The following is a 21437-nucleotide window of genomic DNA, read 5'->3' as shown; positions in this document are numbered from 1 at the left end:
GCAGCGGTCAGTTGGTGCCCGCGAGGTGGGCCAGGAGGGGCGGGTTGACCACGTCCGCGCTGACCTCGGGCAGCCAGTGGGGGGCGCCCTCCAGAGGGACGAAGCGGTACGGCGCCTTGACGTACTCCGCGGTGAGCTCGGCTGCCTCGCGGCCGGAGGCCCGGTCCTCGGTGCCCCACAGGTAGAGGGTGGGCACGGTGATCTCACCGGCGGGTACCTGAAGGTCCTCACCGAGTGCCCGGTACCAGTTGAGTCCGCCCGTGAGCGCGCCTTCGGCGAGTCTGCGGACGTTGGACCGGGTCTGCTGCTCGGACAGCGCGCCCCGGTACACCGCTTGGAGCCCGGCTGCGTCGTGCGCGAGCAGGCTCTGTTCGGCAACGTGGCCGGGGAGGCGGAAGTGCCGGACGTACTGGGAGCGTTCCCGCTGGTCGCCGCCGCCGTTCAGGGCACGGTAGAAGGCCTGGGGGTGAGGCGTGGAGAGAACGGAAAGGGTGTGCAGCCGCTCGGGGTGGGCGGAGGCCAGTGTCCAGGCCACCATGCCGCCCCAATCGTGTCCGACCAGATGGAAGCGCTCCGCACCGAGAGCGTCCGCGACGCCGAGTACGTCCGCGATCAGCTTGTCGATGGTGTACTCCTCGATCGCCTCGGGGCGGGCGTCGGGGGAGTAGCCGCGCTGGTCCACGGCGACGGCCTGGTAGCCGGCTTCGGCGAGGGCGTGGATTTCTTCGGTCCAGCAGTCGGCGAACTCGGGGAAGCCGTGCAGGAGCAGGACGAGTTCACCGTCGGCGGGGCCGGAGATCAGGGCGTCGAAGGTGTGGGGGCCGACCGTCAGTCGGGTGCGGGTCACGATGGGCACGGGGGAGCGCCTTTCCATCTGGGCGTAGCGTCGATCAGAACGCCGCGAACCGGTTGGGAAGCCTGCTTGTCAGGTCCAGTAGGTGGGTGGCGTAGCTCAATCGGTCTCGGGTCGGGGCTCCGGTCCGGACCGACGAGGGACGGGATTTCCCCGGGCCTCGTTGCTGCGGCGGTTGGCGAGGGCCGTCTGGGTCTGTTCTTCCGTCACTGCGGGAAGACGGCCGTCAGCAGCCGGAAGAGCTCGGTGCGCTCCTCCTCGGACAGTCTGTCCAGGCCGGTCTGCACGTGCTCCATCCGCTCCCGGATCATGTCGATGGCCTTCTCGCCATCCTCGGTGAGGACGAGGTTCTTCACCCTGCGGTCGGTGGGGCTGACCGCGCGGCGCACCAGATCGCGTTTCTCCAGCCGGTCGATGATTCCGGTCACATTGGAGGCGTCGCACGTCAGGGCGGCCGCGAGTGAGCGCATCGAGGTGGGCGCACCGCGCAGCACCGTGAGGGACTTGGCCTGCATGGCCGTGAGGCCCGCACTGCCGGCGGCTGCGGAGAAGTCGGCGTAGTGCTCACTCAGCGAGTGGGTGAGCAGTTCCATGAGCTGCCATTTGGTCGGAGTGGTGAGGTTGGCCTGCATCGGGCGAGGCTACCGCGAAAACTTGACTTCTTCAACTTTTGGCAACTACCTTCATTGCGGTTCTTTACCACTACTGCCACCGATGCGGGCGCCCGCATCGGTGACCGATCCGGCCAGAGAGAAGCCCGTGACACCCTCGCTCCCCGTCGCGCAGAAGCGCCGCGGCCTCGTCCTGACCCTCGGCCTCGCGGCCATGGTCGTGTCCATGATGCAGACGCTGGTGGTCCCGATCCTCGGCACCATCCAGAGTGAGCTGGGCACCACCACCGCGGGAGTCAGTTGGGTCACCACCGCGACACTGCTGTCCGCCGCGGTCTTCACCCCGCTCTTCGGCCGCCTTGGTGACCAACGCGGGGTGAAACCGACCTTGATCGGCGTGCTGGTGCTGATGGTCGCCGGATCCGTCCTCGCCGCCGCCACCAGTTCCCTGCCCCTGCTGATCCTCGCTCGCGTGCTCCAGGGCGCCGCCACGGCGATCTTCCCCCTCGCGCTGACCGTTCTGCGTGAGGAGGTCGAGCCGGCCCGGCTGCCCGGCGCCATGTCCCTGGTCAGCGGAACGCTGGCGTTCGGCAGCGGCCTTGCGCTGGTGGGTGCCGGGCTCCTCACTCAGGGTGCCGATCCCGACTACCACCGGGTCTTCTGGATGGCGACCGCACTGGCCGTCGTCGCCCTCGCCGCTGTCGCCGTCGTCGTACCCGACTCCCGGAACCGGACCGGCGGACGCACCGACTGGCCCGGTGCCGCAGTCCTCGCCCTGACGCTCGTCCAGTTGCTGCTGCCCATCTCGCAGGGGCACGCATGGGGATGGACCTCCGCACGCACGCTCACGCTGTTCGCCGGAGCCGCCGTCACCGCCGTCGTCTGGGTCGTCATCGAGCGGACGGTCCGTGAACCCATGGTCGACATGCGGATGTTCGTCCATCGTCCGGTGCTGTTCTCCAACATCGCCGGACTGCTCGTCGGATTCGCCCTGTTCTTCCTGTTCATCGGCGTCTCCTACCTCGTCCAGACTCCCGGCGACATAGCCGGCTACGGCTTCGGCGCCTCAGTGCTCGACGCTTCCGTCGTATACCTGCTGCCCGCCGCACTCGTCTCGCTGATCGGCGCCCAATTCGGCGGAACGCTGGTGCGCCGCCTCGGCGCACCCGGCACCCTCGCCGCGAGCGCCTGCTTCGGCTTCATCGGATTCGCTTGGCTGACCCTCGCACACGACAGCACGGCATGGGTGATCGTGGCCGGCATGCTGGTCGGCCTCGCCGCCAGCTTCGGCTACGCCGCGATGCCAGCCCTGATCGTCATGGGTGTTCCGCCCCACCAGTCCGGCATCGCGAACGGCATCAACTCCATCTCCCGTTCCGCGGGCAGCGCCATCGGCAGCGCCGTGATCACCTCGCTGCTGGCCTCGCAGACGATCGACAACCTGCCACCCGGGGTTCCCGCATTGCCCACCGAGAGCCGGTACACCCTGAGCTTCGCCCTCGCCGGCCTGGCCTTCGCCCTCGTCCTCGTCGTGGCTATCGCCCTGGCCACCCGCCGTTCCCCGTGGCCGTCGATCGTTTCGCCCACGGAGGAGAAGGCCACCGCGCCGGGTGCCGACGAGGGCGCCTCCGAGCCCACGGGCGTCGCCTCCTGAGCGTACCGGCTCGCCATGTCACCAGCTGCCGCAGGGCGTACGCGGACTCGTATTCGGCGTCGGGCGCGGCGCTGAGGTAGTCGGACCGCCGGCACCCGCCGAACTCGCCGACCAGCCGCGCCGGTTCGAGGCCGTCGGCGTGGAGGCACCATGTCACGGGGTCGAGGCCGGGTTCCCGGACTGAGTGGGGTGGCACACGGGGCAGGGTGGGCAAGGCCGTTCCGGATAGCGCAGTTCCCGGGCTCCTCGATCAGCTTCGGGAGAGCCCTGCAGCCACACTTTCCCGAGCTGTCGCCACTGGGCGAGTTCCGTTGCCCAGCTCACCGGTCGCTCCAGGCGGCGATGACCAGGGCGCGTGCGAGGCCGAGGAGTTCGGGCGCCGATCCGCCATGCCGCTCTCGCGGGTTCCCACCGTCACCAGCTCACAGCGCAGCCTCAGTTCCGAGAAATCGCGTGCGGTGAGCGACTGTCGGCCCAGCGGGATGCCGGACTTCATGGGGTGCTGCGGATCGAACCGTCCGTGTCCGGCGATGTGCAGGATGCGAGGCCCGTCCACCCTCCGCAGTGCGGCGAGCACCGCTCGGCGGCCCGGCGGCCTTCGGGCGGTATCCGACGCGGGCAGTGTGGTGACCCGATGGCCCGCGCCGGTCAGCGTCTCGGTGACGCTCAGGGCCTGCTCGGAGGCGAAGACGAGGTCACCGGAGTGGCCCGAGGTGTCGATCACCAGGGAGTCGCCGGTACTGTGCGCGCGCTGCCGGATGTGTTCCAGCACGGATGCTGGGGGCGTAGGTGACCGGGTTGCGGATGCCCAGTGGTGTCCCCTGCAGCGGCACGGCGTGGAGCGGTACGCGATGGAGCGCGTCGTGCGGGACCAGGACGATTCGTTCGCCGGGGGGAATCCGGTCCACGAGCGGTTCCAGTGGCGGAGCCGTCAGCTGAAGCCATTCCTCACGCCGCTCTCCCCGAACGGTGCCGTCACGGGACCATTGCCGTGTGACGTCCCTGATCAGCGCGCGGTCGATGCTGACCGGAGCCGCGCTGGGTTCGGCATCATGCGCGGTGAGGACGAACACCACGGCGGTGTTCTCGGCGAGGTGGAACTCCACAAGGTGGCAGGGACGGCCCTCGCTGCCGTGGTGCTGCAGTAGGGCGGTCACCTGCTCGTACCACGCGCCTTCGTCCGCCGTGAAGAGGGCCAGTTCGGGGTCCGCCGCACGCAGTTGACCATCCGTGCCGTCGGTGGCTGCGGACCCGGCCAGGCGGCGGATCAGCTCCCTGCCCTTGGCGGCTTCGGCGCACATCAGGGCGCGGCGGGTGTCTCCCGCGTCGGCGGACCGCCGTACCAGCCTGTCCAGCACCTCGTCGCCGCGCGACTCGTCGAAATAGCTCAGCGCGTCCTGTTCACTCAGCATGGCGCGCAGTCCGGATTGGACCCGCTCCGCCTCCAGGTACTGTGCGAAGGCATCGGTCATCCGTCCGTCCACGAGATGACAGTCGCCCCACACGAACCGGACGTCGGCGACATCGCGTGGGTTGCCCACCTCCTCGGCGAGCCGCAGGGCCTCGCGCAGGTGGTCCTCGACCGGCTCGCCCGCCTGCCTGGCCACGATCGCCAGGTTCACGAGAGCGGTCACGGCGCCCCGCTTGTGCTCGGCCCCGGTGTACAGCTCCAGATCCCGTAGGTGCAGGGCGCGCGCATCGGCTGCCCGCCCGAGGGCCTGCAGCAGCGACGCCATCGCGGAGAGGTTCTCCGCGACGCCCACTCCGGAATCCAGTGCCGCGTCCATCTCCAGGGCCTTGCGGTAGCACCGCAGCGCGTCGGCGGGACGGTCCTGCTTGTCGTACAGGACACCGAGGTTGTGCCAGATGATCGACTCGTTGTCGGCGTCGGGGATGGACCGGTACGCGCGGCGGGCGGCGCGGTAGTGCCGCTCGGCTGCCTTGAGGTCGTTGAGCAGTACGGCGAGCAGTCCCAGACCTGTCCTGGCGTGCCCGGCCAGACCGGTCAGCCGGGCACGCTCCGCCAGTCGCAGGCCCTCCTCGAGGTCTCCACGAGCGTCGCTCAGCCGGCCAAGGTCCTTGTGCACGATGCCGCGCTCGACGTGGAGGGCGGCCAACACCTCGTCGTCCAGGGGATCGGGCGTGGCCAGAGCCCGCGAGAGCGTCCCCTGCGCTGCGGTGTTGTCGCCTCCCTCCCGCTGGAGCGAGGCGATGTCCACCAGTACGAGCGCCTCGGCCCGGGAGGCACCGGGATGGGACCGCAGCCTGCTCAGCGCGGCGTCGAGGGCCGCTCGGGCTTTCGGATGGTCGTCCTCGGTCTTGTGGAGCCGGGCCAGGCTCCGCCGGATGTCGATCTCCTGATCGACACCTGCGCTCTCGAGGTCGTCCTCCCGCAGGACGGCCTCGAAGCGGTCGATTGCGTCGTCGAGCTCGCCCTCCTCCAGTCGACGCTCGGCCTCCTGCACCCGACCGGCCCAGCCCATGGGTCCCCCTGTATCGATCCGATCAGGAGGAAGGCCTCCGGGCGGTGGCGCCGCGGCCTGCGCGGGACGGCGCCGGCCAGCGATCGCGTCCACCGGGCGGCGACAGGAATGCCTGGGCCAGCGGCTTCCACGACGCGTGTCGGCAGGCTCGGGCCGCGCGGGCTTATGTGCTCATCGAGGGCAGCCGAAAGGCCCTGCTCGAGGCCGCCGCGACCTCCTTTCCCCATGCACCGGGCTCTCCCCGGCTCGGAGTACTACGGCGGCTCCGCCCCGCTCGGCCGACGATGGACCCAGCGTTCCACCGTGCTGGACACACGGCAGCGGGCGGACCAGGGACGGTTCCCGTGTTCACTGTGATTCGCTCGTCGGAGGAGGAGCCGACTCTGCCTCAACGGCCTCGCTGCGAGTAGGCCGCAGACCTTTCCCGCAGTCTCCCGGTCGCCGGCCTCACGACCTCCGGGAGTTCCCCGTCCTCGACGAACGGGAACGCGCCGTTCCCGTCCCACGTCCACCAGGTTCGAGCCAGTACGAGTGTTGAGGGGCGTTATGGCATCGGTTCCTCTCGTACTCCTCTCCGACCCGCTCACCGGACCCACGACATCTGGCAGTTCTGCCGCACCCCGGCTTGGTCGGGACTGCTTCCACCCGACCCGGCGTCTCCTCGGACAGGCCGTCCTCAGCTCCTGCCGGAGCGCTGCGACCGCCCGGCGGTGGTGGTCTCTCACCCCCCACTCGAATCACAGCGCCTCACTGCGCACGAAGCAGTCGCCGAACGCGTTCGACGGGGGCTGTTGCTGCGCTGCACACGCTGGTGTCCGACGTCGTCGTCGGACTCGAGCAGGGAACGTTGGACGCCCTCGAACGCTCCTACGGCAGGGCCCCTGGAAGGACCTCGACCAGGCCGAACGCGCCATCATCCAGTGGATCACCTGGTACAACGAAAAAGAGCCCGGCCGGGTGCCACTATCGCAAAAGACAGGCAAAGTGCGGAGGTCAAGACCCTGGCCAGTCTCGCTGGGGGACGGTTTTCAGACTTTCCCGCCGTAACCCGCGGTACATGCCTTGGAGCGGCATCGGCAGCCATATGCTTCTACGAGTCTGTAGAGGGAGCGTGTTGCTGCCAGGGGTTGTTCCCCCGCGGCGCCCGCCTCTCACCTGCTCTCATGACGAAAGAGGACGCATGGCTTCGGTAGACCTGAACAAGGTGCTCGACAAGGCGTGGGCCGACAAGAGCCTGTCCGAGGTCCTGGCAGCACCAGTAGGCGCGCTGAAAGGGGTCTCCGACCGCGACGGAGAGCTGCTGCAGGAAGCGTTCGGGGTCAAGACCGTCGCGGACCTGGCCGAATTGAAGTACGTCCGCTGGGCACAGGCACTGGCAGCCCTCGCCGCTGCCAAGTAGCCCGCCGGTCGCATGTGCGTGGCGCCGTGACGCGTGCACGGGCGCACGGCACCGCTCTCACTAAGCACAAGTAGGATTGACGGAGCGGACGCCACGATGGCGTTCAAACGACTGCTCGGATCGCTCGGCGCGGGCGGCCCCACGGTCGACACGGTCCTCGCCCCCGGCACGACCGTTCCCGGGGGCGGCCTGTCCGATCAGATCCATCTCAAGGGCGGGGACAACGACTTCGACATCGAGCATGTCTCCCTGGAACTGGTGGCTCGGGTCGAGGCCGAGCACGAGGAGGGGGAAAGTGAAGGCGCCGTCGCCTTCGATCGGTTCACGGTGTGCGGCGGCTTCCGGTTGGCGGCAGGCGAGGTGCGGAGCGTCCCCTTCACCGTGACGCTTCCGTGGGAAACCCCGATCAGCGAGCTGTATGGGCAGAGCCTGGGAATCGTCCTCTCTGTGCGCACGGAGCTGGCGGTGGCCGGTGCGAAGGACAAGGGCGACCTCGACCAGGTGGCGGTGGGCCCGCTGCCGGTCCAGGAGGCGATCCTCGAAGCGCTCGGCCAGCTCGGCTTCGGCTTCAAGTCCGCCGATCTGGAGTACGGCCGTATCTCCGGCACCGGACAGCAGCTCCCCTTCTACCAGGAGATCGAGCTCGCCCCTGCGCCGCAGTATGCGCAGCAGGTCAACGAGATCGAGGTGACCTTCCTCGCAAGCCCCGGCGGCCTGGAAGTGGTGCTGGAGGCGGACAAGCGCAGCGGTTTCTTCTCCGAGGGCCACGACGCCATCACCCGGTTCACGGTCCCCCACGACGGGGTCGCGCACCAGAACTGGAACGCGATCGTCGACGGGCGGCGGGGGTGGTCGCCTTCTGCTGGTACGAGTACCGCAATCCGCATCCGATGATGGACGTCCGCCTCTTCGGCCACCGCGCCTACGCCGTGGGGATCACCACCTCTTCTCGGCGTTCTTCAGCGCGTACGGAATGCTGCTGGTCATCACGCAGTACTTCCAGAACGTCGAGGCCTACTCACCAGAGCTGGCCGGACTGCTGATCCTTCCGTTCGCCTTCAACATCATGCTGCTCTCGCCCATCGCGGGCCGACTGGTCAGACGGTTCGGGCCGCTGCCGATCGCCAGGATCGGCCAGCCCTTGCTGGTCGCGGCGCTGGTCATCATCGCCCTGGGGATGCCGGTGTCCGTCGGTGTGGTCGCGGTCACCTGATGGCGAAGGTCCTCGTCTTGGTCGAACAGGGACAGCTGGGTACCGGGGTGCGGTCGCTCGCGGCGCACGATGCTGCGGGTGCCGGCCGGATAGCCGTCCAGATCGACCATGCCTGTCAGCTCGGCGGCCTCAGCGCCGTCACGCAGTGTTCCGTCTTGGTCCAGGGCGGGATGCCAGAGGCTGTCCGGGCATGGCCCGGACAGCGCGGCGGGTCGGCTCGGTGATGGCGTACCCGACCGAGAAGAAGGCGCGGATTCCCCGTTTCCCCACGTCACGAACGACGTGGGCGAGGGGGGTATCGGGGGGCGGGCGCTGTCGGCGCGGATCAGGATGTCAGTGCCGTGTCGGTGGGCGTCGAAGCCTCTGGGGGAGACGGTTCTTCTTGGTCGAAAACCCATCTGCCAGGGGCTTCGCTGTGTTGTCACCCCAACTGATCTCCTGCGCAGGCAGGTTGGGGAAGCACCAGATACACCGATGGCCTGGCTCCGTCCGCCCCGGCCGCTGCGCGGAGGTCCGTGAGTACTTCCGGAGTGTCCCGCGGACGGTTGAAACGCAAAAAAGGCCGCTGCAGCTACCTTGCGGTAACTAGAGGGGACGTGTCACATTCTCCTGGCGTCCGGCCGGCGTTCATCTTCGTCAGTCCCGTGGCCGACTCTATGTCGGCGCGGCCAGGATGCAGGAGTTTCGTCGTGCCCGGTTTCCGTTTCAGATCCCGGCGGGTTCCCGCCGCAGTGGTCATGCCCACTCTTGTCCTCGGCTTGCTGGCCAGCGGTACCACCCCCGCGGAGGCGAGCCCATCGGGTGGTGAGCCCACTGCCGTGGTGTCGATGGGGGACAGCTATATCTCTGGAGAGGCCGGCCGATGGCTGGGCAACAGCAACACTCAGACAGGCAGCCGCAGCGGTACGGACCGCGCCTACACCGCCACCGGCTACGATCCGACTCTCGTCTACGGAAGCACATACGCCAGCGGGTGCGACCGCTCCGACTCCGCCGAGGTGCACAGCAGCACGGGGATCGGTGACGTGCAGATCAACCTGGCCTGCTCCGGTGCCACCACCGACAATATCTTCCGATCCACCAATGGCGGGCAGTCCATGAAGGGGGAAACGCCACAAGCCGACCAGCTGGCCAGGATCGCCTCCACCAACCGGGTCAAGCTGATCACTCTCTCAATCGGAGGCAACGACCTGGGCTTCGCAGACATCATCGCCATCTGTGCCGCGGACTACATGGTCTGGTACTCCTACTGCCATGACGACCAGCAGAAGGCGGTGGACAGTCGCATGGACGCCGCGATGGCCGGAGTCTCCAAATCCATCAAGGAAATCCGGGCGGTGATGTCGACCGCCGGTTACTCGGCCGAGGACTACCGCATCGTCTTGCAGTCGGCACCGTCGCCGATCCCGCGCAGTTCCGAGAACCGCTACCCGCAGAGCGGCTGGACCCGGGTGACCTACGGAGGCTGCCCGTTCTGGAACAAGGACGCCGACTGGGCACGTGACACGTTCACCCCACAGTTCTCCGCCCGTGTGAAAGCGGTTGCCAAGGCGGAACAGGTCCAATTCCTCGACCTGCAGGACATGCTCCAGGGTCGCGAGGTCTGCTCGAAGACGACCCGGCTGGCAACGTCCGGGCAGGGACCCTCGGCGGAAACCAGCGAGTGGGCGCGCTTCCTGGTCAGCGGCGTGATGCAAGGGACCCCCCAGGAGTCGTTCCACCCGAACTACTACGCGCAGCGAGCCCTGGGCCGCTGCCTCACCCTCATCTACGCGCACCCGACCGGGAACTACGCTTGCCGGAACACCCCTGGGCGCGACGCGTCCGGTATGTACCTGACCACCGTGTCCTGAGCCCGGATCCCACTGCCCTATGAGGTGAGCGGTCTCCGGCGTGTGGTACTTCGGGGACGATGGGGTAGATGGCGCAGCCGATGCGTGTGGCCGGGAGAGCGCAATTGCCAGGAGCAGGCGCTGGGCCAGCCGGTCGGCTGCGGCAGCGGTGCTCTGCGCGGGCGGCCCGGCAGTGATATCCCTACGCCCACGGCGCTCAGCGCGATGAGCGCCATGGTCACACTCCTGCCGTGGGGAACCAGCAGAACGATCAGGTGCCCCGAGCAGGGGACTCTGCGCGGAAGGCCCCGTGGGTGCAGGACGGCGTTCTGGCAGAACGCGCCAAACGCCACGGGGTCGGTGGTGAGTACGGCGAGTCCGGTGGCTGCTGCCGAGCACGCGAGGACGGCACGCTTTCCGCTGCGCACCGCGAGCAAGGCGACGATCACCGGAAAGGCCGGCCAGGCGGTCCACTTCAGGGCGGCGGCCGACCCCACCGCCAGGCCCGCTTGGCCGGTATGACCCCGCTGTGTGAAGGCCAGGGCCGGCAGAGCAGCCCGACGCTCCTCCTCCTGCTCGACGAACGACCCCGAACTCGTCGCCGTCGAGCCGGAAACGAACCGCATGTCGATGGACGCAGCCGACCTCAGTCGCCTTGCTGCAGGTACCGCATCAGCAGGTAGTTGTCGAACTGCTCAGGAGTGAGGGCGCTCTCGGCGGCCATCGCAAGCTCCATGTCGTCGACGTCGAGAAAGAGCAGTGACAGTGGGATTGCGGACGCTGTGGGATAGGGAACCGCCCTGCCGTCGGAGCCGGAGGTGAACGACCACGAACTCTGGGGGTAGGCCGCGGCGCGGCCGTCACTCCCGGTCCTCACGTACCAGCCGGTCTGCGGGTAGGCGACCGCTCGGCCGTCGCGGCCCTCGGAGTATGTCCATCCCGATGCCGGGTAGGCGACTGCGCGGCCGTCACTCCCGGTCCTCACGTACCAGCCGGTCTGCGGGTAGGCGACCGCTCGGCCGTCGCGGCCCTCGGAGTATGTCCATCCCGATGCCGGGTAGGCGACTGCGCGGCCGTCACTCCCGGTCCTCACGTACCAGCCGGTCTGCGGGTAGGCGACCGCTCGGCCGTCGCGGCCCTCGGAGTATGTCCATCCCGATGCCGGGTAGGCGACTGCGCGGCCGTCACTCCCGGCCTTCACCCGCCAGCCGGTCTGCGGGTAGGCGACCAACCTGCCGTCGGAGCCCGTAGAGTATGTCCATCCCGATGTGGGAAAGGCGACCGCGCGGCCGTCACTCCCGGCCTTCACCCGCCAGCCGGACTGCGGATAGACCGCGGCCCGGCCGTCGCTGCCGGTCTGGGAAGCGAACCTGGCATAGGTGCTGTCAAGGTCGGTCAGCAACCCCCCACTCTGCTGAGCATAAGCGGGAGGCGTAGGGAAGCCGAGGCCGAAGAGAGCAGCGATGAGCGCTACCCCGACCAGTCTGAGACGCCACGCGGTGCGGATCACTCCGCTTGCGTACACGATGTACTCCTTCCAGTACCCCGGATCCCAGCGGAACCCGGGTGTCGATGAACCGGGACTACCGTCCTGCCAGTTCTGCCTGTTGGTCCCGAATCGAGAGTCCACGAGCGGCATCACCGTTCGCCGCCTCGGCGAATGTGCTGCCGAACACAACAGTTTGACGTGGTTCCGACGGATGTTGATCATTGTCCTGACCAGCCCGGCATGCGCGACCGGCACGGGTCGTCGAGTGCAGCGAGCAGCGTTGTCAGGGCGTGGGATCTCACCGACGACGCGCCTTGCCGTGTTGGGTTGATGGGAGCGTAGGCACTCCCATCAACCCGGTTGAGCAGGAACCTCTTCGCGTTGCGGCGCTCACGCACCGACTGCTACGCGGTGGATCCGGGGTCAGAAGGCCCAGGGGTTGAAGGGGATTCCGCTGGGTTTGCCGCCGTTGAGAGTGTTCCGGAAGCGGTCGTCCTTGTCAGTGATCTTGATGCTCGCGGATCCGAAGTCCGAGTTCATGAGCATGTTGCGCAGCTCGTTGCTGTGCCAGCTGCCATAGCCGATGAGCGGGGGGTAGCGCCAGTTGTGGTAGTCGTTCTCCGGCGGCTCGTCATTGCTGTTGGCGAGCCGGAAGAAGTGGGTTCGTATGCCGTGCTTGTGGTAGACGACCTTGGGGTGCGACCCGTCGAAGCGCACCTGGGACCGCGGATAGGTCACAACCTCGCCGTGCTGGGTCGTCGATACGTACTCCACCTGGTTGGTCGACTGGTTGACCCAGGAGATGACGTCCTCCCAGTCGTGCCGGTGTCCTCCGAGGCCACTGCCCCACACGGCTTGGTCCTTCTCGAAGTAGCTGGAGTACATGATGGCGCACCACCCGTTGTTGCACTTCGCGCGGGAGTAGGTCTGGGCTCTGTCCAGATCGGACTTGTCGTGGCAGCCGCCGTTGACCTTACCCCCGGGCTTCAGGCCGGGATTGAGATAGCCATCCGGTGCGATAGCGGTAGCGGCATAGCAGCCGTCGCCGTCGTAGTCGTAGGCCGGAGAGAACCTCACCTCGAGCGCCGACGCGCTCTGGGGCAGGTTCTGCAGCTGATCGGCAGAGGCCGATGCCGTGGGAAGTGCCACGGCCACGGCCGTGGCACTGAGTATTACCGCCAAGCGAGAGCGTCTGCGCCTGGAGGGCTTGCTCGCCTCGGACTTTGCCACTCCGCATCCTCCTTGTCCTGAAACTTCTTCATATGTGAATCGGTCACCCTCTTCGCGTGAATCACTCATGGTCCGCGGAGTGCCGGCCATGCGTCAGAGCAGGTTGAACAGTTCGATGCTCACACTGGAAGGGTGAAGCCAACGGCATCGTAGTACTTCGCCGACTGCCGTGCTGCAACGATTGTTTGACTAAGCGTCACCCCACGCTCGAGGCCATGACGCTGTCATCGCACACCTGTGATCGCCATTGTCACCATCAGAGATGGCTGATTCTCGCGTCCCTCGGTCCGCATGCTCCGTCTCGCACCACGCCGTGGGCCGGACGCCTCCGCGGCCGGTGACGAAGTCCCTCCTGAATGCACGGCCGGAGCTCGACGGCCGAGGCGGGAGGGTGCCCGCACATCACCGTGATGGGAGAACCTGATGCGGTTGCGGACGCCCGCAAGCGCTTAGCATTCCTTGCCGGCGGAACGCTGAGCAACCGGGGTGAAATGTCTAACAGTTGTGCAGACCTACCCAAACAATGTGACCGTTACCTGATGGAGCATCCTCCGTTCGTACCCCTTGAACTGCCCTCGCGATGGGCACCGCTGACGCTGCGCGGGCGTACGGTTCGGTTGCGTGACCTCAGGTCACAGCCCTGCGGAGCGCCGCGTACTTGCCAACTGATGAACTCGGGTTCAGGGCGGCGGCCCTGCGCAGTCACCGCCTGCGGCGGGACCGCACCGCCACCCCCACCCACACGGCACGCTCGGCCCTGTTCAAACGAACGAGCGAAGCAGCTGATATTGGCGTGAACGATTTGCAAGCTCGGAACGGTCAGAGCCAGGTTCCGTCGTTCTCGCGGTCGGTCCGGAGCTGCCGGTACGGGCAGATCGAGCCGCCCCGGGGTGAAGGGGAGACTCAACGCCGTACAAGGGTCGGAGCCATGGCACGTTCCTCCATGCACCCGCCCGAGCTGCGCAAGCGCCCCGGTCGGCCGGGGCGCCCTCTCCATGTTCGTGCATGAGCGGGAACCGGTGCTCGCCGCGGCGCTTTCCGCGGTCCTTCGCGAGGACCCCTACGGCCCTCGCCGGCTCGCGGCCATCGCAGGAGGGGAGATGCGCATGGGTCAGCGCGCACTCATACGAAAGGCGCTCGAGAGGTACTGGCGGGCTTCGTCCACCGAGGCGTTGATGATGCCGGCCGCCTGGCGTGCCTCGTCGGGCTCGTGCGTGGCCTGCACCTGCAGGCGGAAACGGGCGGAGCCGGATGGGGTGACGGGGAACTCCACCATGAAGGCGAGCACCCCGCGGTCGAACAGGAACCGGTTCGCGGTACGGGCCAGCTTCTCGTTGCCGATCAGCAGCGGGACGATCGGCGAGGGAGAGCCCAGGCACTCCAGCCCGTGGTCGGTCAGGGCGCCGCGGAGCGCGTCGATCGCTTCGAACAGCCGGGCCCTGAGCCGATCGCCCTCCGCGCTGGCCACGATCCTCGCGGCCTCCAGGGCTACGGCGGTCTGGACGGGCGAGAGGGCGTTGGAGAAGAAGTGCGGTCCGCCGAACATCTTGACGTACTGTTTGACCGCTGGTGTCCGGGACGCGAGGAAGCCCCCGTTGGAGGCGAAGGTCTTGGAGAACGCCCCCATGACGAGGTCGATCTTTCCGGTCATCTGCTGCATGCCCAGGACTCCTGATCCGCCGGGCCCCATGGCACCGAGGTCGTGTGCGACGTCGACGAGCAGCGTCGCGTCGTGGGCGCGGCAGACCTCCTGCAGGGCGAGGAGGCCGGGCCAGTCGGCGTCGACGGAGAACAGGCCGTCGGTCACGACCAGGATGCCGTTGCGGGTGTCGCGGCGCCGGATCTCACTGAGGTGGCGGCCCACCTCCTCGACGTTCAGATGCTCGTAGCGGATGACGTTCTTGCTGGCGGCCCGCGCACCCTGCTGCAGGCACGAGTGCGCCAAGCGGTCGATGACGACCCAGTCCTCCGGGCGCACCAGCGCCGTGATCGAACCGAAGCCGGCGGACCAGCCGGTGGGGAAGAGCGTGACGTGCTCCAGGCCGACCAGCCGGCCCAGAGCCTCCTCGAGTTCGTTCGACAGCCGGGTGTTGCCCAGGACCATGGGGGAGCCCGCGCTGTGCGGCCCGAAGTCGTGCAGGGCGCGCCCGGCGGCCTCCCGGACAGCGGGATGCGCGTTGAGGGAGAGGTAGTCCTGGGAGTTGAAGTTGATGCCTCGGGCGCGGCGGCCGAGGTCGTTGCTGATCTCCGCGATGCTGCCGGGCGCGGCTTCCAGGAGCCTGGAGTACTGCCAGGTCTCGGTACGCCGTCGGGCTTCGACCCAGCCGTGGAACTCCTCGGTGCGCCGGAGTAGGTCGCGGCCGGCCGGCCGGTAGAAGTCGTACGCCTGCTTGTCGAGGGCGTACTCCTCATCGGGGTCCGTGGTGATGCGCAGGTAGGCCGGCTCCACCAGGTCCTCGAGCGCCACCCGCACCTCGGGATAGCGGTCGGCCAGGAAGCGGACGTAGGGGTCGGGGTCGGTAGGGTCGTCGGGGCCGAAGTCCGCCATCTCGTCCCAGGGGATGTGGGTGGCCCAGTTCTTCATCATCTCCGAGACCTCCCGCACCGCCTGGCCCGTCGCCCGAGCGGCCGCGGCCAGGTTCCGGCGTATCTCGGGGTCCGCCGGCGGTTCGGTGGGCTGCCGGCCGCCGACTTCCTTGATGGCGCGGTCGGCGGCTTCCAGGACGATGCAGAGGAGTTCCTCGTCGGAGCGGGGGACCGGAGTGCTGTGCATGGCGGGACACCTTCGGAGTCGGGAGCGGGGCTCAGGAGAACGGGTTGCGGAGGTAGCTTCGGGATGTCTCGGCGAAGCCATCGAAGATCGCGTGCTGGTCGGACGTCTCGCGGGCGGCGTCATTGATCAGAAAGAGGTTGGACGCTTGGAAGAACTCGGAGACGGGGGCGATGTCCGCGTGGGTGGCGATGTAGCGGTCGGTCTCCTCCTGGTTTCCGCGCAGTGCGGAGAGGAGTTGCAGTTCGTCGTGGCGCAGCGGGCGCATCTCGGCCAGTGTGCAGACGTAGTCGTAGTAGGCGGCGGCGTTCTGGCTGCGGCGGCGTTCCTCGTAGGACCGTAGCGCGCTGTCGAGGGGTTCATGACCGCCGAGCCAGGAGCCGATGGCGGTGGCGGCGAGTTCGGCGTCGCGGAAGGCGTGGGTCATGCCGGTGGCGGTGCACTGGTCCTTGAAGCTCTCCGCGTCCCCCACCAGTACCCAGCCGGGTCCGTACAGGGGGCGTAGGTAGGCGGTCTGGTCCAGAGTTCCGTAGAAGCGTTCCTCCTGCCGTCCCTCGGAGCGGACCCGCTCGGCCAGGTCGGGGCTGACGAAGGACAGGGCTTGCTGGAAGTGACCCGCGACATCGGTGCGAAAGGCGGCCCCCCACTCGCTCGGGCCCCACACCAGCGTCATGCTCTGGTCGAAGTTGGTCGGGACCACGGCGGCGGCGAGGCGGCCGCGGCGGTGCAGTTGCAGACCCCTCGGTGCGAACCCCGAGTAGTACGTCCAGTAGGCGAACGTGCACCGGGGCCGCTCGTCGTACTTGGTGAGCCCGAGGGCCCGTGCCACGAAGGAGTTCCGTCCGTCGGCACCGACGACGATCCGGGCGCGCTCCTCGAACCGGGTGCCCGCCCGGGTGCGGCCCCGGACACCAACCACCCGACCATCCTCGACGATCAGTTCGTCGACGGCGCAGCCCTCGCGTACGTCCGCCCCCGCTGACGCTGCGGCGTCTATCAGGAGCTTGTCCAGTACCCGCCTGCGTACCGAGGCGTAGGTGGTCACGACGCCGGACCCGTCACCGTGTAGCTCCTCGAAGTGCGCACGCAAGAGCTTCTCCGGCACTTCCCCGGTCAGCGAGATGCCCTCGTTGACGATGCGGACGGCAGCGTACGAGGGAGTGGTCCGGACCACACTCTCCAGCAGACCCCACCGATTGAGGTAGGACATGCCGTGGGGCCAGAGGAAGTGCGTGGACAGTACGTCGCTGGGCAGTTGGGCCCGCTCGAGCAGCAGCACTCGGTGCCCCCCACGAGCCAGCAGCATGGCCGTCGGCGAGCCCGCGCAGCGGGCACCCACAACGATAGCGTCGAACACGGATCCTCACTTGTATCTGCTTGTTGTTTTCGGGATGAGGGAACGGCAGTCATGAACCGGTGTCAGCGAACGGCGCGTAGACCAACCGGACTTGGGCGTGCCCAGAATCTAGCGCCTGGGTGACTCATAGTCGCTCTTCAGTTTCATGGAGGGGCGTGAACGTTTCCTTCTTCCCGACGGCAGCGTCGTCTGGAATGGGGATTCGCTCTAGCGGCAGATCGATGTGTCGGTGGCGCGGGTTCCACAGTGTTGGCCGCCGAGCTGTCGGAGCTCGGTGGGCATACATGACCCTTCGCGGGATGCCGTCGACATTGCGAGGGAGCGGCTCACCATGCTTCAGCGCCACGTCTCGCCCTGACGGGGCGCTTGGCTTCGACAGGCCCCCCCTGAGGTGGAGCAGGTGGGTCGCTTGTCGCAGGCATGGTCCTGGGCGGGACCGTGGGGCAGACCCGTTCGCACGGGTGCCGGCGGAGCCGGGTGGGCCCGGGCGGTGGGTGCGGTGCCGCGGATCGGCTGCAGATCGGTCGCCGGAGGTGCTGATCCGTGTCCGCCCTGAGACGAGATCTCCGTCATGAACCTCCGTGGGCAGAACATCCATCCCGCGGTCCGGCTGTTCTTTCCGCGACCTCGTGCCGTGATGGCCGCGAAGGTTCAAATATGAATGCTGATGCTGTATTCGACGTAGGATTCGATATGTGATACTAAGTCTCATAGAGTCGATGTCGAGTGGGAGGTGGGGAGGCCCGGTGAGTGGAGCGCCGCGTACGAACACGAGGGACATCGCCCGGGCGGCCGTTCGTGCCGAGTTGGCCGAGGTGGCCTTCGGCCTGTTCCGGCGGAAGGGCTTCGACAACGTCACGGTGAACGACCTGGCCGCTGCCGCGGGCGTGTCCCGCAGTACGTTCCTGCGCTACTTCGGCACCAAGGAGGACGCGGTCCTCAGCGCTTTCGACACGCATGGCGAGCGGATCGCGGAGGCCCTGCGGGTCCGCCCGGCAGCCGAGGGCGACTGGAGGGCGCTGCGGGCCGCGATGGATGTGGTCGTCGGGCCCTACCGGCAGGATCCGGAGGGAGCGCTGGCGCTGGCCCGCCTCGTACGGGAGACTCCCGCCCTGTGCGCACGCCAGCTGGAGAGGCAGCGCACCTGGCACCCGCTGCTGGAGCAGGCCCTCGCCGAGCGGGCGGGCCCCTCCGGGGCCTCGGCCCTCGCGCGGTCGGTGAAAGCCGCCGCGGCGCTGGACTGCCTGAACATCGCTGTCGACCACTGGACCGCCTCGGACGGCGTTCTCGACCTCATCGCACTGCTGGACGGAGCCTTCGCGGCCCTCTCGGCGTGACCGGCGGTTGCTCCGCCCGGAGACTTGCGGAGCAATGGCAGGTCGTTGCGCATGCCGCATGCCGAGGTCCCGGTCCGGCGCGTCCCTCAGCCGAGGTGCGCACGGGCATCCCGCCGCGCGGGCCGCGTAGTCGCCCTCGGCGCCGGGAGTCCGGAAGGCCGCGCCCACGGGTGGCGGCCGGGCCTCGGGCCGTGTCTCGTCACCCGGGAGTGGTGGCCGGGAGGCCGGTCAGTTCCGCCGAGCGTTCCCACAGGTGCCGGGCGAGTTCGGTGTCGACGGCCTGTGCGTTGCGGGGCTCCTCGCGTTCGAGGCGGTCGAAGTAGGCGCCGTTGACGGCGGTGGCGTTCGGTGTGCCGGCCAGGTGGAGCAGCGGCTCGGCGCCCTGTTCGGGTGTGGCCATCATGGCTTTGACCAGGCGCGTCCCCATGATCGCGCGCATCATGGCGCTGTCCCGGGCGACGTCGCTGGCGATGGAGCCGGGGTGGAAGGACGAGGCGGTCACACCCGTGCCCTGGGATCGGCGGGCGAGTTCCCGGGTGAAGACGACGGTGGCGAGCTTGGCGGCCGCGTACGCCTCCCGCCAGCGGTAGCGGCTGCGCGTGCGGTCCAGGTCGTCCAGCTCCAGGTGCCCCTTGCGGTACTCGACGCTGGCGGTGTTCACCACTCGGGAGCCGTTCGGTGCCTCCGTGAGGCGGTCCAGCAGCAGGTTCGTCAGCAGGAACGGCGCCAGGTGGTTGACCTGGAACGTCAGCTCGTGGCCGTCGGAGCTCTCCTGGCGGCTCGTGAAGAATCCCCCCGCGTTGTTGGCCAGGACGTCGATCCGGGGGTAGCGGGCCAGGAGTTCCCCGGCCAGGCGGCGCACGTCGTCCAGCCGTCCGTAGTCCACCAGGTGGGCCTCGGCGCCGATCTCCGCCGCGACGGCGCTGGTCTTCTGGTGCGATCGACCGACGACGGCGACCGTCGCCCCGAGTGCGGCGAAGCGCCGTGCCGCCGCGGCGCCGATCCCCGAACTCGCGCCGGTGACCACCACCGTGCGGCCGGTGAAGTCGGTCGTCCTGCTGTCGCTCATCGCGCACTCCTCTGGATCTTCTCCGTGTACTGCACCTCAAGCAGGTGCAACCACGACTTGATATTGAATTCACATCTCATTGGTGAAACTCAGTGTCACTCTAGATATGATGACTCATGGATGCAAGCGACGGTCGGCCGTGAGCCCGCGCGGACTCCCGGACCGGCCGTGTGCCGGACCGGCCCGTGCACACCCCGCATCCGACGACGTATACGCACCATCGACGAAAGGGACGACGGCATGGCGACTCTGGGAACGCTTCTGAAGAACAAGCGCGCAGGTGAAACGCATCTGGCCTGGCACCACCCCAACCTGTCCGGCCCGGACGCACTCGACCTGCGAAGTGCCGACTTCCGGCACGGCGAGCCGATGCCCGCGGTCCACGCCGGCCGGCGCGGGGGAGGGCGGAACCTCTCCCCGGCCCTCACCTGGACCGGCACCCCCCAGGAGTCCGCACAACTGCTCCTGGTCGTCGAGGACGCCGACGCCCCCACCAGCAGGCCGTTCGTCCACTGCCTGGCCCTGATCTCCCCCGAACGGCAGGAACTGCTTCCAGGGGCCCTGGGGGCGGACACCTCAGCCGAGGGCGTCCACGTGCTGCGCTCCGGCATGGGCCGGGGCTACCTGGGGCCGCAGCCACTCAAGGGACACGGCGAACACCGGTACGCCTTCCAGCTCTTCGCACTGCGTCCCGCCATCACCTCGGTTCCGCGCCGGCCGAACCTGGAAGCCGCCCGGCTCCGGGACGTACTCGACGCGGTGGGCGGCCCCGCTCTCGCACGCGGCCGCCTCGACGGCATCTACGCCCGCTGACCCCTCCGGAGCGCCACCCGAGACGCGTCGCCAATGTGTCGCAGGCGCCCCGGGGCGGCCCATCTGGCCGTGCAGGCAGTGGCAGTGCCTGTTGCCCCGCTCGGCAGCGGCCGGTTCGACAGCGCGGCGGTGCGTTCCCGTAACGGGGACCCATGAGATGGGGAGCGGGGAGGCCATTGCGTGCGGGATCATGCCTCGGGCGAGATCTCCCTCGGTGCCGCACGCACGCTCGTCGGGGATGCGGGCCGCTCGGCAGTGTTGCCGGTCGTCTGAATAAGGGGTCCTTGCAGAATGATCTTCTTGTGGCACGGTGGAGGTGGGAGCGATTCCGTCTTGTGGGGGTGACGCGTGGCGCGGCGGAAGCCGTGGGAGGTCAGTGACGAGTGGTGGGCGGTGATCGAGCCGCTGCTGCCGAAGCATGAGCGGCGGTTCCGGTATCCGGGACGCAAGCGGATCGATGACCGCAAGACGTGCAGGGTGTGCTGTTCGTCCTCTGCACCGGTGTTCAGCAGGAGTCCTGCCGCAGGAGTTGGGGTTCGGTTCCGGTCCTACCTGCTGGCGGCGGCTGGCCGAGTGGCGGGAGGCCGGGGTGTGGGAGGAACTCCAGCGAGTGCTGCTGGACCGCTTGCGGGCGGCGGTCCGCCTGGACTTCTCCCGCGTCATCGCGGACGCCTCGCACGTGCAGGCCAAGCGGGGGCGAAGCAGCCCAAAAGTCGGTCCGAGCCCGGTTGACCGTGCCCGGCCGGGCTCGAAGCACCACCCGCGACTGGCTTTTTCCACGAGGACGGGTTCTGGCTCACTTTCCGTGGAGGACTGACCGACCGTAATGTCATGTGCTCGCGACGCTGGCCGGTATGACCGGCAGGGAGGGGCTGCATTGAGCCAGTACTACGACATGGGTGACCAGACGCTGTGGAACCCGTCCAACGGGGCCTCCCGGCTGTTCATGAGCCAGGTGAGCGTCTACCAAGCCGAACTGGGTCTGCCGTCCGGCATCGGACCCGTGCAGGGTGACGAGTGCCAGATCGACCCACTCGTGTTCAAAGCGTTCGTCGATGCCCTGCTCGCGTGGCACCGGAGAACGAGTCACGCCGTCACGGCTGCCCTGTCCGAGGGGTTCGTTGCCACGGTGCTTGTTCTGGCGGAGCGAGCAGGCATCGAGGTGAAATGGCAGCCAGCGGGCGTCGCCGAGGTCGGCGACCTCAAAGATGTTCAGGTCCCGACGGCCCCGGATTCCTTTGACGGGGCTTGGGCAGCCACCCTTCAGCAGAAGTCGCGCGAGCTGGGCCGCTTCATGGCGGCGTAAGCCTGGTCTGCCGACACCCGC

Annotated in this window: 17 protein-coding genes and 2 pseudogenes; 10 read left to right on the top strand and 9 right to left on the bottom strand. The window is 68.2% G+C overall.

Going from position 1 to position 21437, the window contains the following annotated elements:
* Positions 1-7 precede the first annotated feature (7 nt).
* Positions 8-856 (bottom strand): alpha/beta fold hydrolase, encoded by an 849-nt coding sequence (locus tag FEF34_RS00975; RefSeq protein ID WP_234042196.1) that lies wholly within the window; start codon positions 854-856, stop codon positions 8-10.
* 203 nt (positions 857-1059) lie between these two features.
* On the bottom strand, positions 1060-1485 hold the full coding sequence (locus tag FEF34_RS00970) for a MarR family winged helix-turn-helix transcriptional regulator (RefSeq protein WP_234042195.1): 426 nt from the start codon (positions 1483-1485) through the stop codon (positions 1060-1062).
* Between the two features lie 82 nt (positions 1486-1567).
* Between FEF34_RS00970 and FEF34_RS00965 the strand changes: the two genes are divergently transcribed.
* On the top strand, positions 1568-3118 hold the full coding sequence (locus FEF34_RS00965) for an MFS transporter (RefSeq protein WP_138051436.1): 1551 nt from the start codon (positions 1568-1570) through the stop codon (positions 3116-3118).
* A gap of 250 nt (positions 3119-3368) precedes the next feature.
* Here FEF34_RS00965 and FEF34_RS00960 read toward each other — a convergent pair whose 3' ends face one another.
* Both FEF34_RS00960 and FEF34_RS00955 read right to left on the bottom strand, forming a co-directional pair.
* A complete protein-coding gene (locus tag FEF34_RS00960; RefSeq protein ID WP_325063609.1) occupies positions 3369-3842 on the bottom strand; it encodes a CHAT domain-containing protein in 474 nt (157 codons plus the stop codon).
* Entirely contained in the window at positions 3814-5601 is a 1788-nt protein-coding gene (locus tag FEF34_RS00955; RefSeq protein ID WP_138051434.1) for a tetratricopeptide repeat protein, read from the bottom strand. The genes FEF34_RS00960 and FEF34_RS00955 overlap by 29 nt, the downstream gene beginning before the upstream one ends.
* Positions 5602-6781: 1180 nt before the next feature.
* On the opposite strand from FEF34_RS00955, the gene FEF34_RS00950 reads away from it, so the two are divergent.
* The 5 genes and pseudogenes from FEF34_RS00950 (at position 6782) to FEF34_RS40950 (ending at position 10567) form a co-directional block, all read left to right on the top strand.
* Complete coding sequence (locus tag FEF34_RS00950) at positions 6782-7000, top strand: hypothetical protein (RefSeq protein ID WP_138051433.1); 219 nt, start codon at positions 6782-6784, stop codon at positions 6998-7000.
* A gap of 96 nt (positions 7001-7096) precedes the next feature.
* Positions 7097-7840: pseudogene (locus FEF34_RS00945) on the top strand (sporulation protein); the annotation flags it as partial.
* 133 nt (positions 7841-7973) lie between these two features.
* Positions 7974-8213 carry a hypothetical protein gene (locus FEF34_RS41900; protein ID WP_199800628.1) on the top strand — a complete coding sequence of 80 codons (240 nt, stop codon included), beginning with the start codon at positions 7974-7976 and terminating at the stop codon, positions 8211-8213.
* A gap of 737 nt (positions 8214-8950) precedes the next feature.
* Positions 8951-10066: a GDSL-type esterase/lipase family protein gene (locus FEF34_RS00935; RefSeq protein ID WP_138051432.1), complete on the top strand. Its 1116-nt coding sequence runs from the start codon at positions 8951-8953 to the stop codon at positions 10064-10066.
* Between the two features lie 360 nt (positions 10067-10426).
* On the top strand, positions 10427-10567 hold the full coding sequence (locus tag FEF34_RS40950; protein ID WP_171052768.1) for a hypothetical protein: 141 nt from the start codon (positions 10427-10429) through the stop codon (positions 10565-10567).
* 124 nt (positions 10568-10691) lie between these two features.
* Here the strand turns inward: FEF34_RS40950 and FEF34_RS00930 are convergent, their stop codons facing one another.
* From FEF34_RS00930 to FEF34_RS00915, 4 genes are all read right to left on the bottom strand, one after another.
* On the bottom strand, positions 10692-11447 hold the full coding sequence (locus tag FEF34_RS00930) for a hypothetical protein (protein ID WP_138051431.1): 756 nt from the start codon (positions 11445-11447) through the stop codon (positions 10692-10694).
* A 510-nt stretch (positions 11448-11957) separates the two neighbouring features.
* A complete protein-coding gene (locus FEF34_RS00925) occupies positions 11958-12764 on the bottom strand; it encodes an NPP1 family protein (protein WP_407698244.1) in 807 nt (268 codons plus the stop codon).
* Positions 12765-13875: 1111 nt separating this feature from the next.
* Positions 13876-15537, bottom strand: a complete 1662-nt coding sequence (locus FEF34_RS00920) for an aminotransferase class I/II-fold pyridoxal phosphate-dependent enzyme (protein ID WP_138051429.1) — start codon at positions 15535-15537, stop codon at positions 13876-13878.
* A 31-nt stretch (positions 15538-15568) separates the two neighbouring features.
* Positions 15569-16891, bottom strand: a complete 1323-nt coding sequence (locus FEF34_RS00915) for an NAD(P)/FAD-dependent oxidoreductase (protein WP_138051428.1) — start codon at positions 16889-16891, stop codon at positions 15569-15571.
* A gap of 746 nt (positions 16892-17637) precedes the next feature.
* Between FEF34_RS00915 and FEF34_RS00910 the strand changes: the two genes are divergently transcribed.
* Positions 17638-18228 carry a TetR family transcriptional regulator gene (locus FEF34_RS00910; RefSeq protein WP_234042194.1) on the top strand — a complete coding sequence of 197 codons (591 nt, stop codon included), beginning with the start codon at positions 17638-17640 and terminating at the stop codon, positions 18226-18228.
* A 199-nt stretch (positions 18229-18427) separates the two neighbouring features.
* Here FEF34_RS00910 and FEF34_RS00905 read toward each other — a convergent pair whose 3' ends face one another.
* On the bottom strand, positions 18428-19297 hold the full coding sequence (locus FEF34_RS00905) for an SDR family NAD(P)-dependent oxidoreductase (RefSeq protein ID WP_138051426.1): 870 nt from the start codon (positions 19295-19297) through the stop codon (positions 18428-18430).
* 240 nt (positions 19298-19537) lie between these two features.
* Here FEF34_RS00905 and FEF34_RS00900 point away from each other — a divergent pair, with 240 nt between their 5' ends.
* The 3 genes and pseudogenes from FEF34_RS00900 to FEF34_RS00890 all read left to right on the top strand — a co-directional run bounded on the left by FEF34_RS00900 (position 19538) and on the right by FEF34_RS00890 (position 21416).
* Complete coding sequence (locus FEF34_RS00900) at positions 19538-20110, top strand: YbhB/YbcL family Raf kinase inhibitor-like protein (RefSeq protein WP_138051425.1); 573 nt, start codon at positions 19538-19540, stop codon at positions 20108-20110.
* 348 nt (positions 20111-20458) lie between these two features.
* A pseudogene (locus FEF34_RS41895) lies at positions 20459-20870 on the top strand (transposase); the annotation flags it as partial.
* Between the two features lie 117 nt (positions 20871-20987).
* A complete protein-coding gene (locus FEF34_RS00890; protein ID WP_234042193.1) occupies positions 20988-21416 on the top strand; it encodes a DUF6086 family protein in 429 nt (142 codons plus the stop codon).
* Positions 21417-21437: the final 21 nt, after the last annotated feature.

The organism is Streptomyces marianii (assembly GCF_005795905.1).
GTDB classification, from domain to species: Bacteria; Actinomycetota; Actinomycetes; order Streptomycetales; family Streptomycetaceae; genus Streptomyces; species Streptomyces marianii.
The sequence above is the reverse complement of the archived record's forward strand: the minus strand, read 5'-3'. Positions and strand labels throughout refer to the sequence as shown.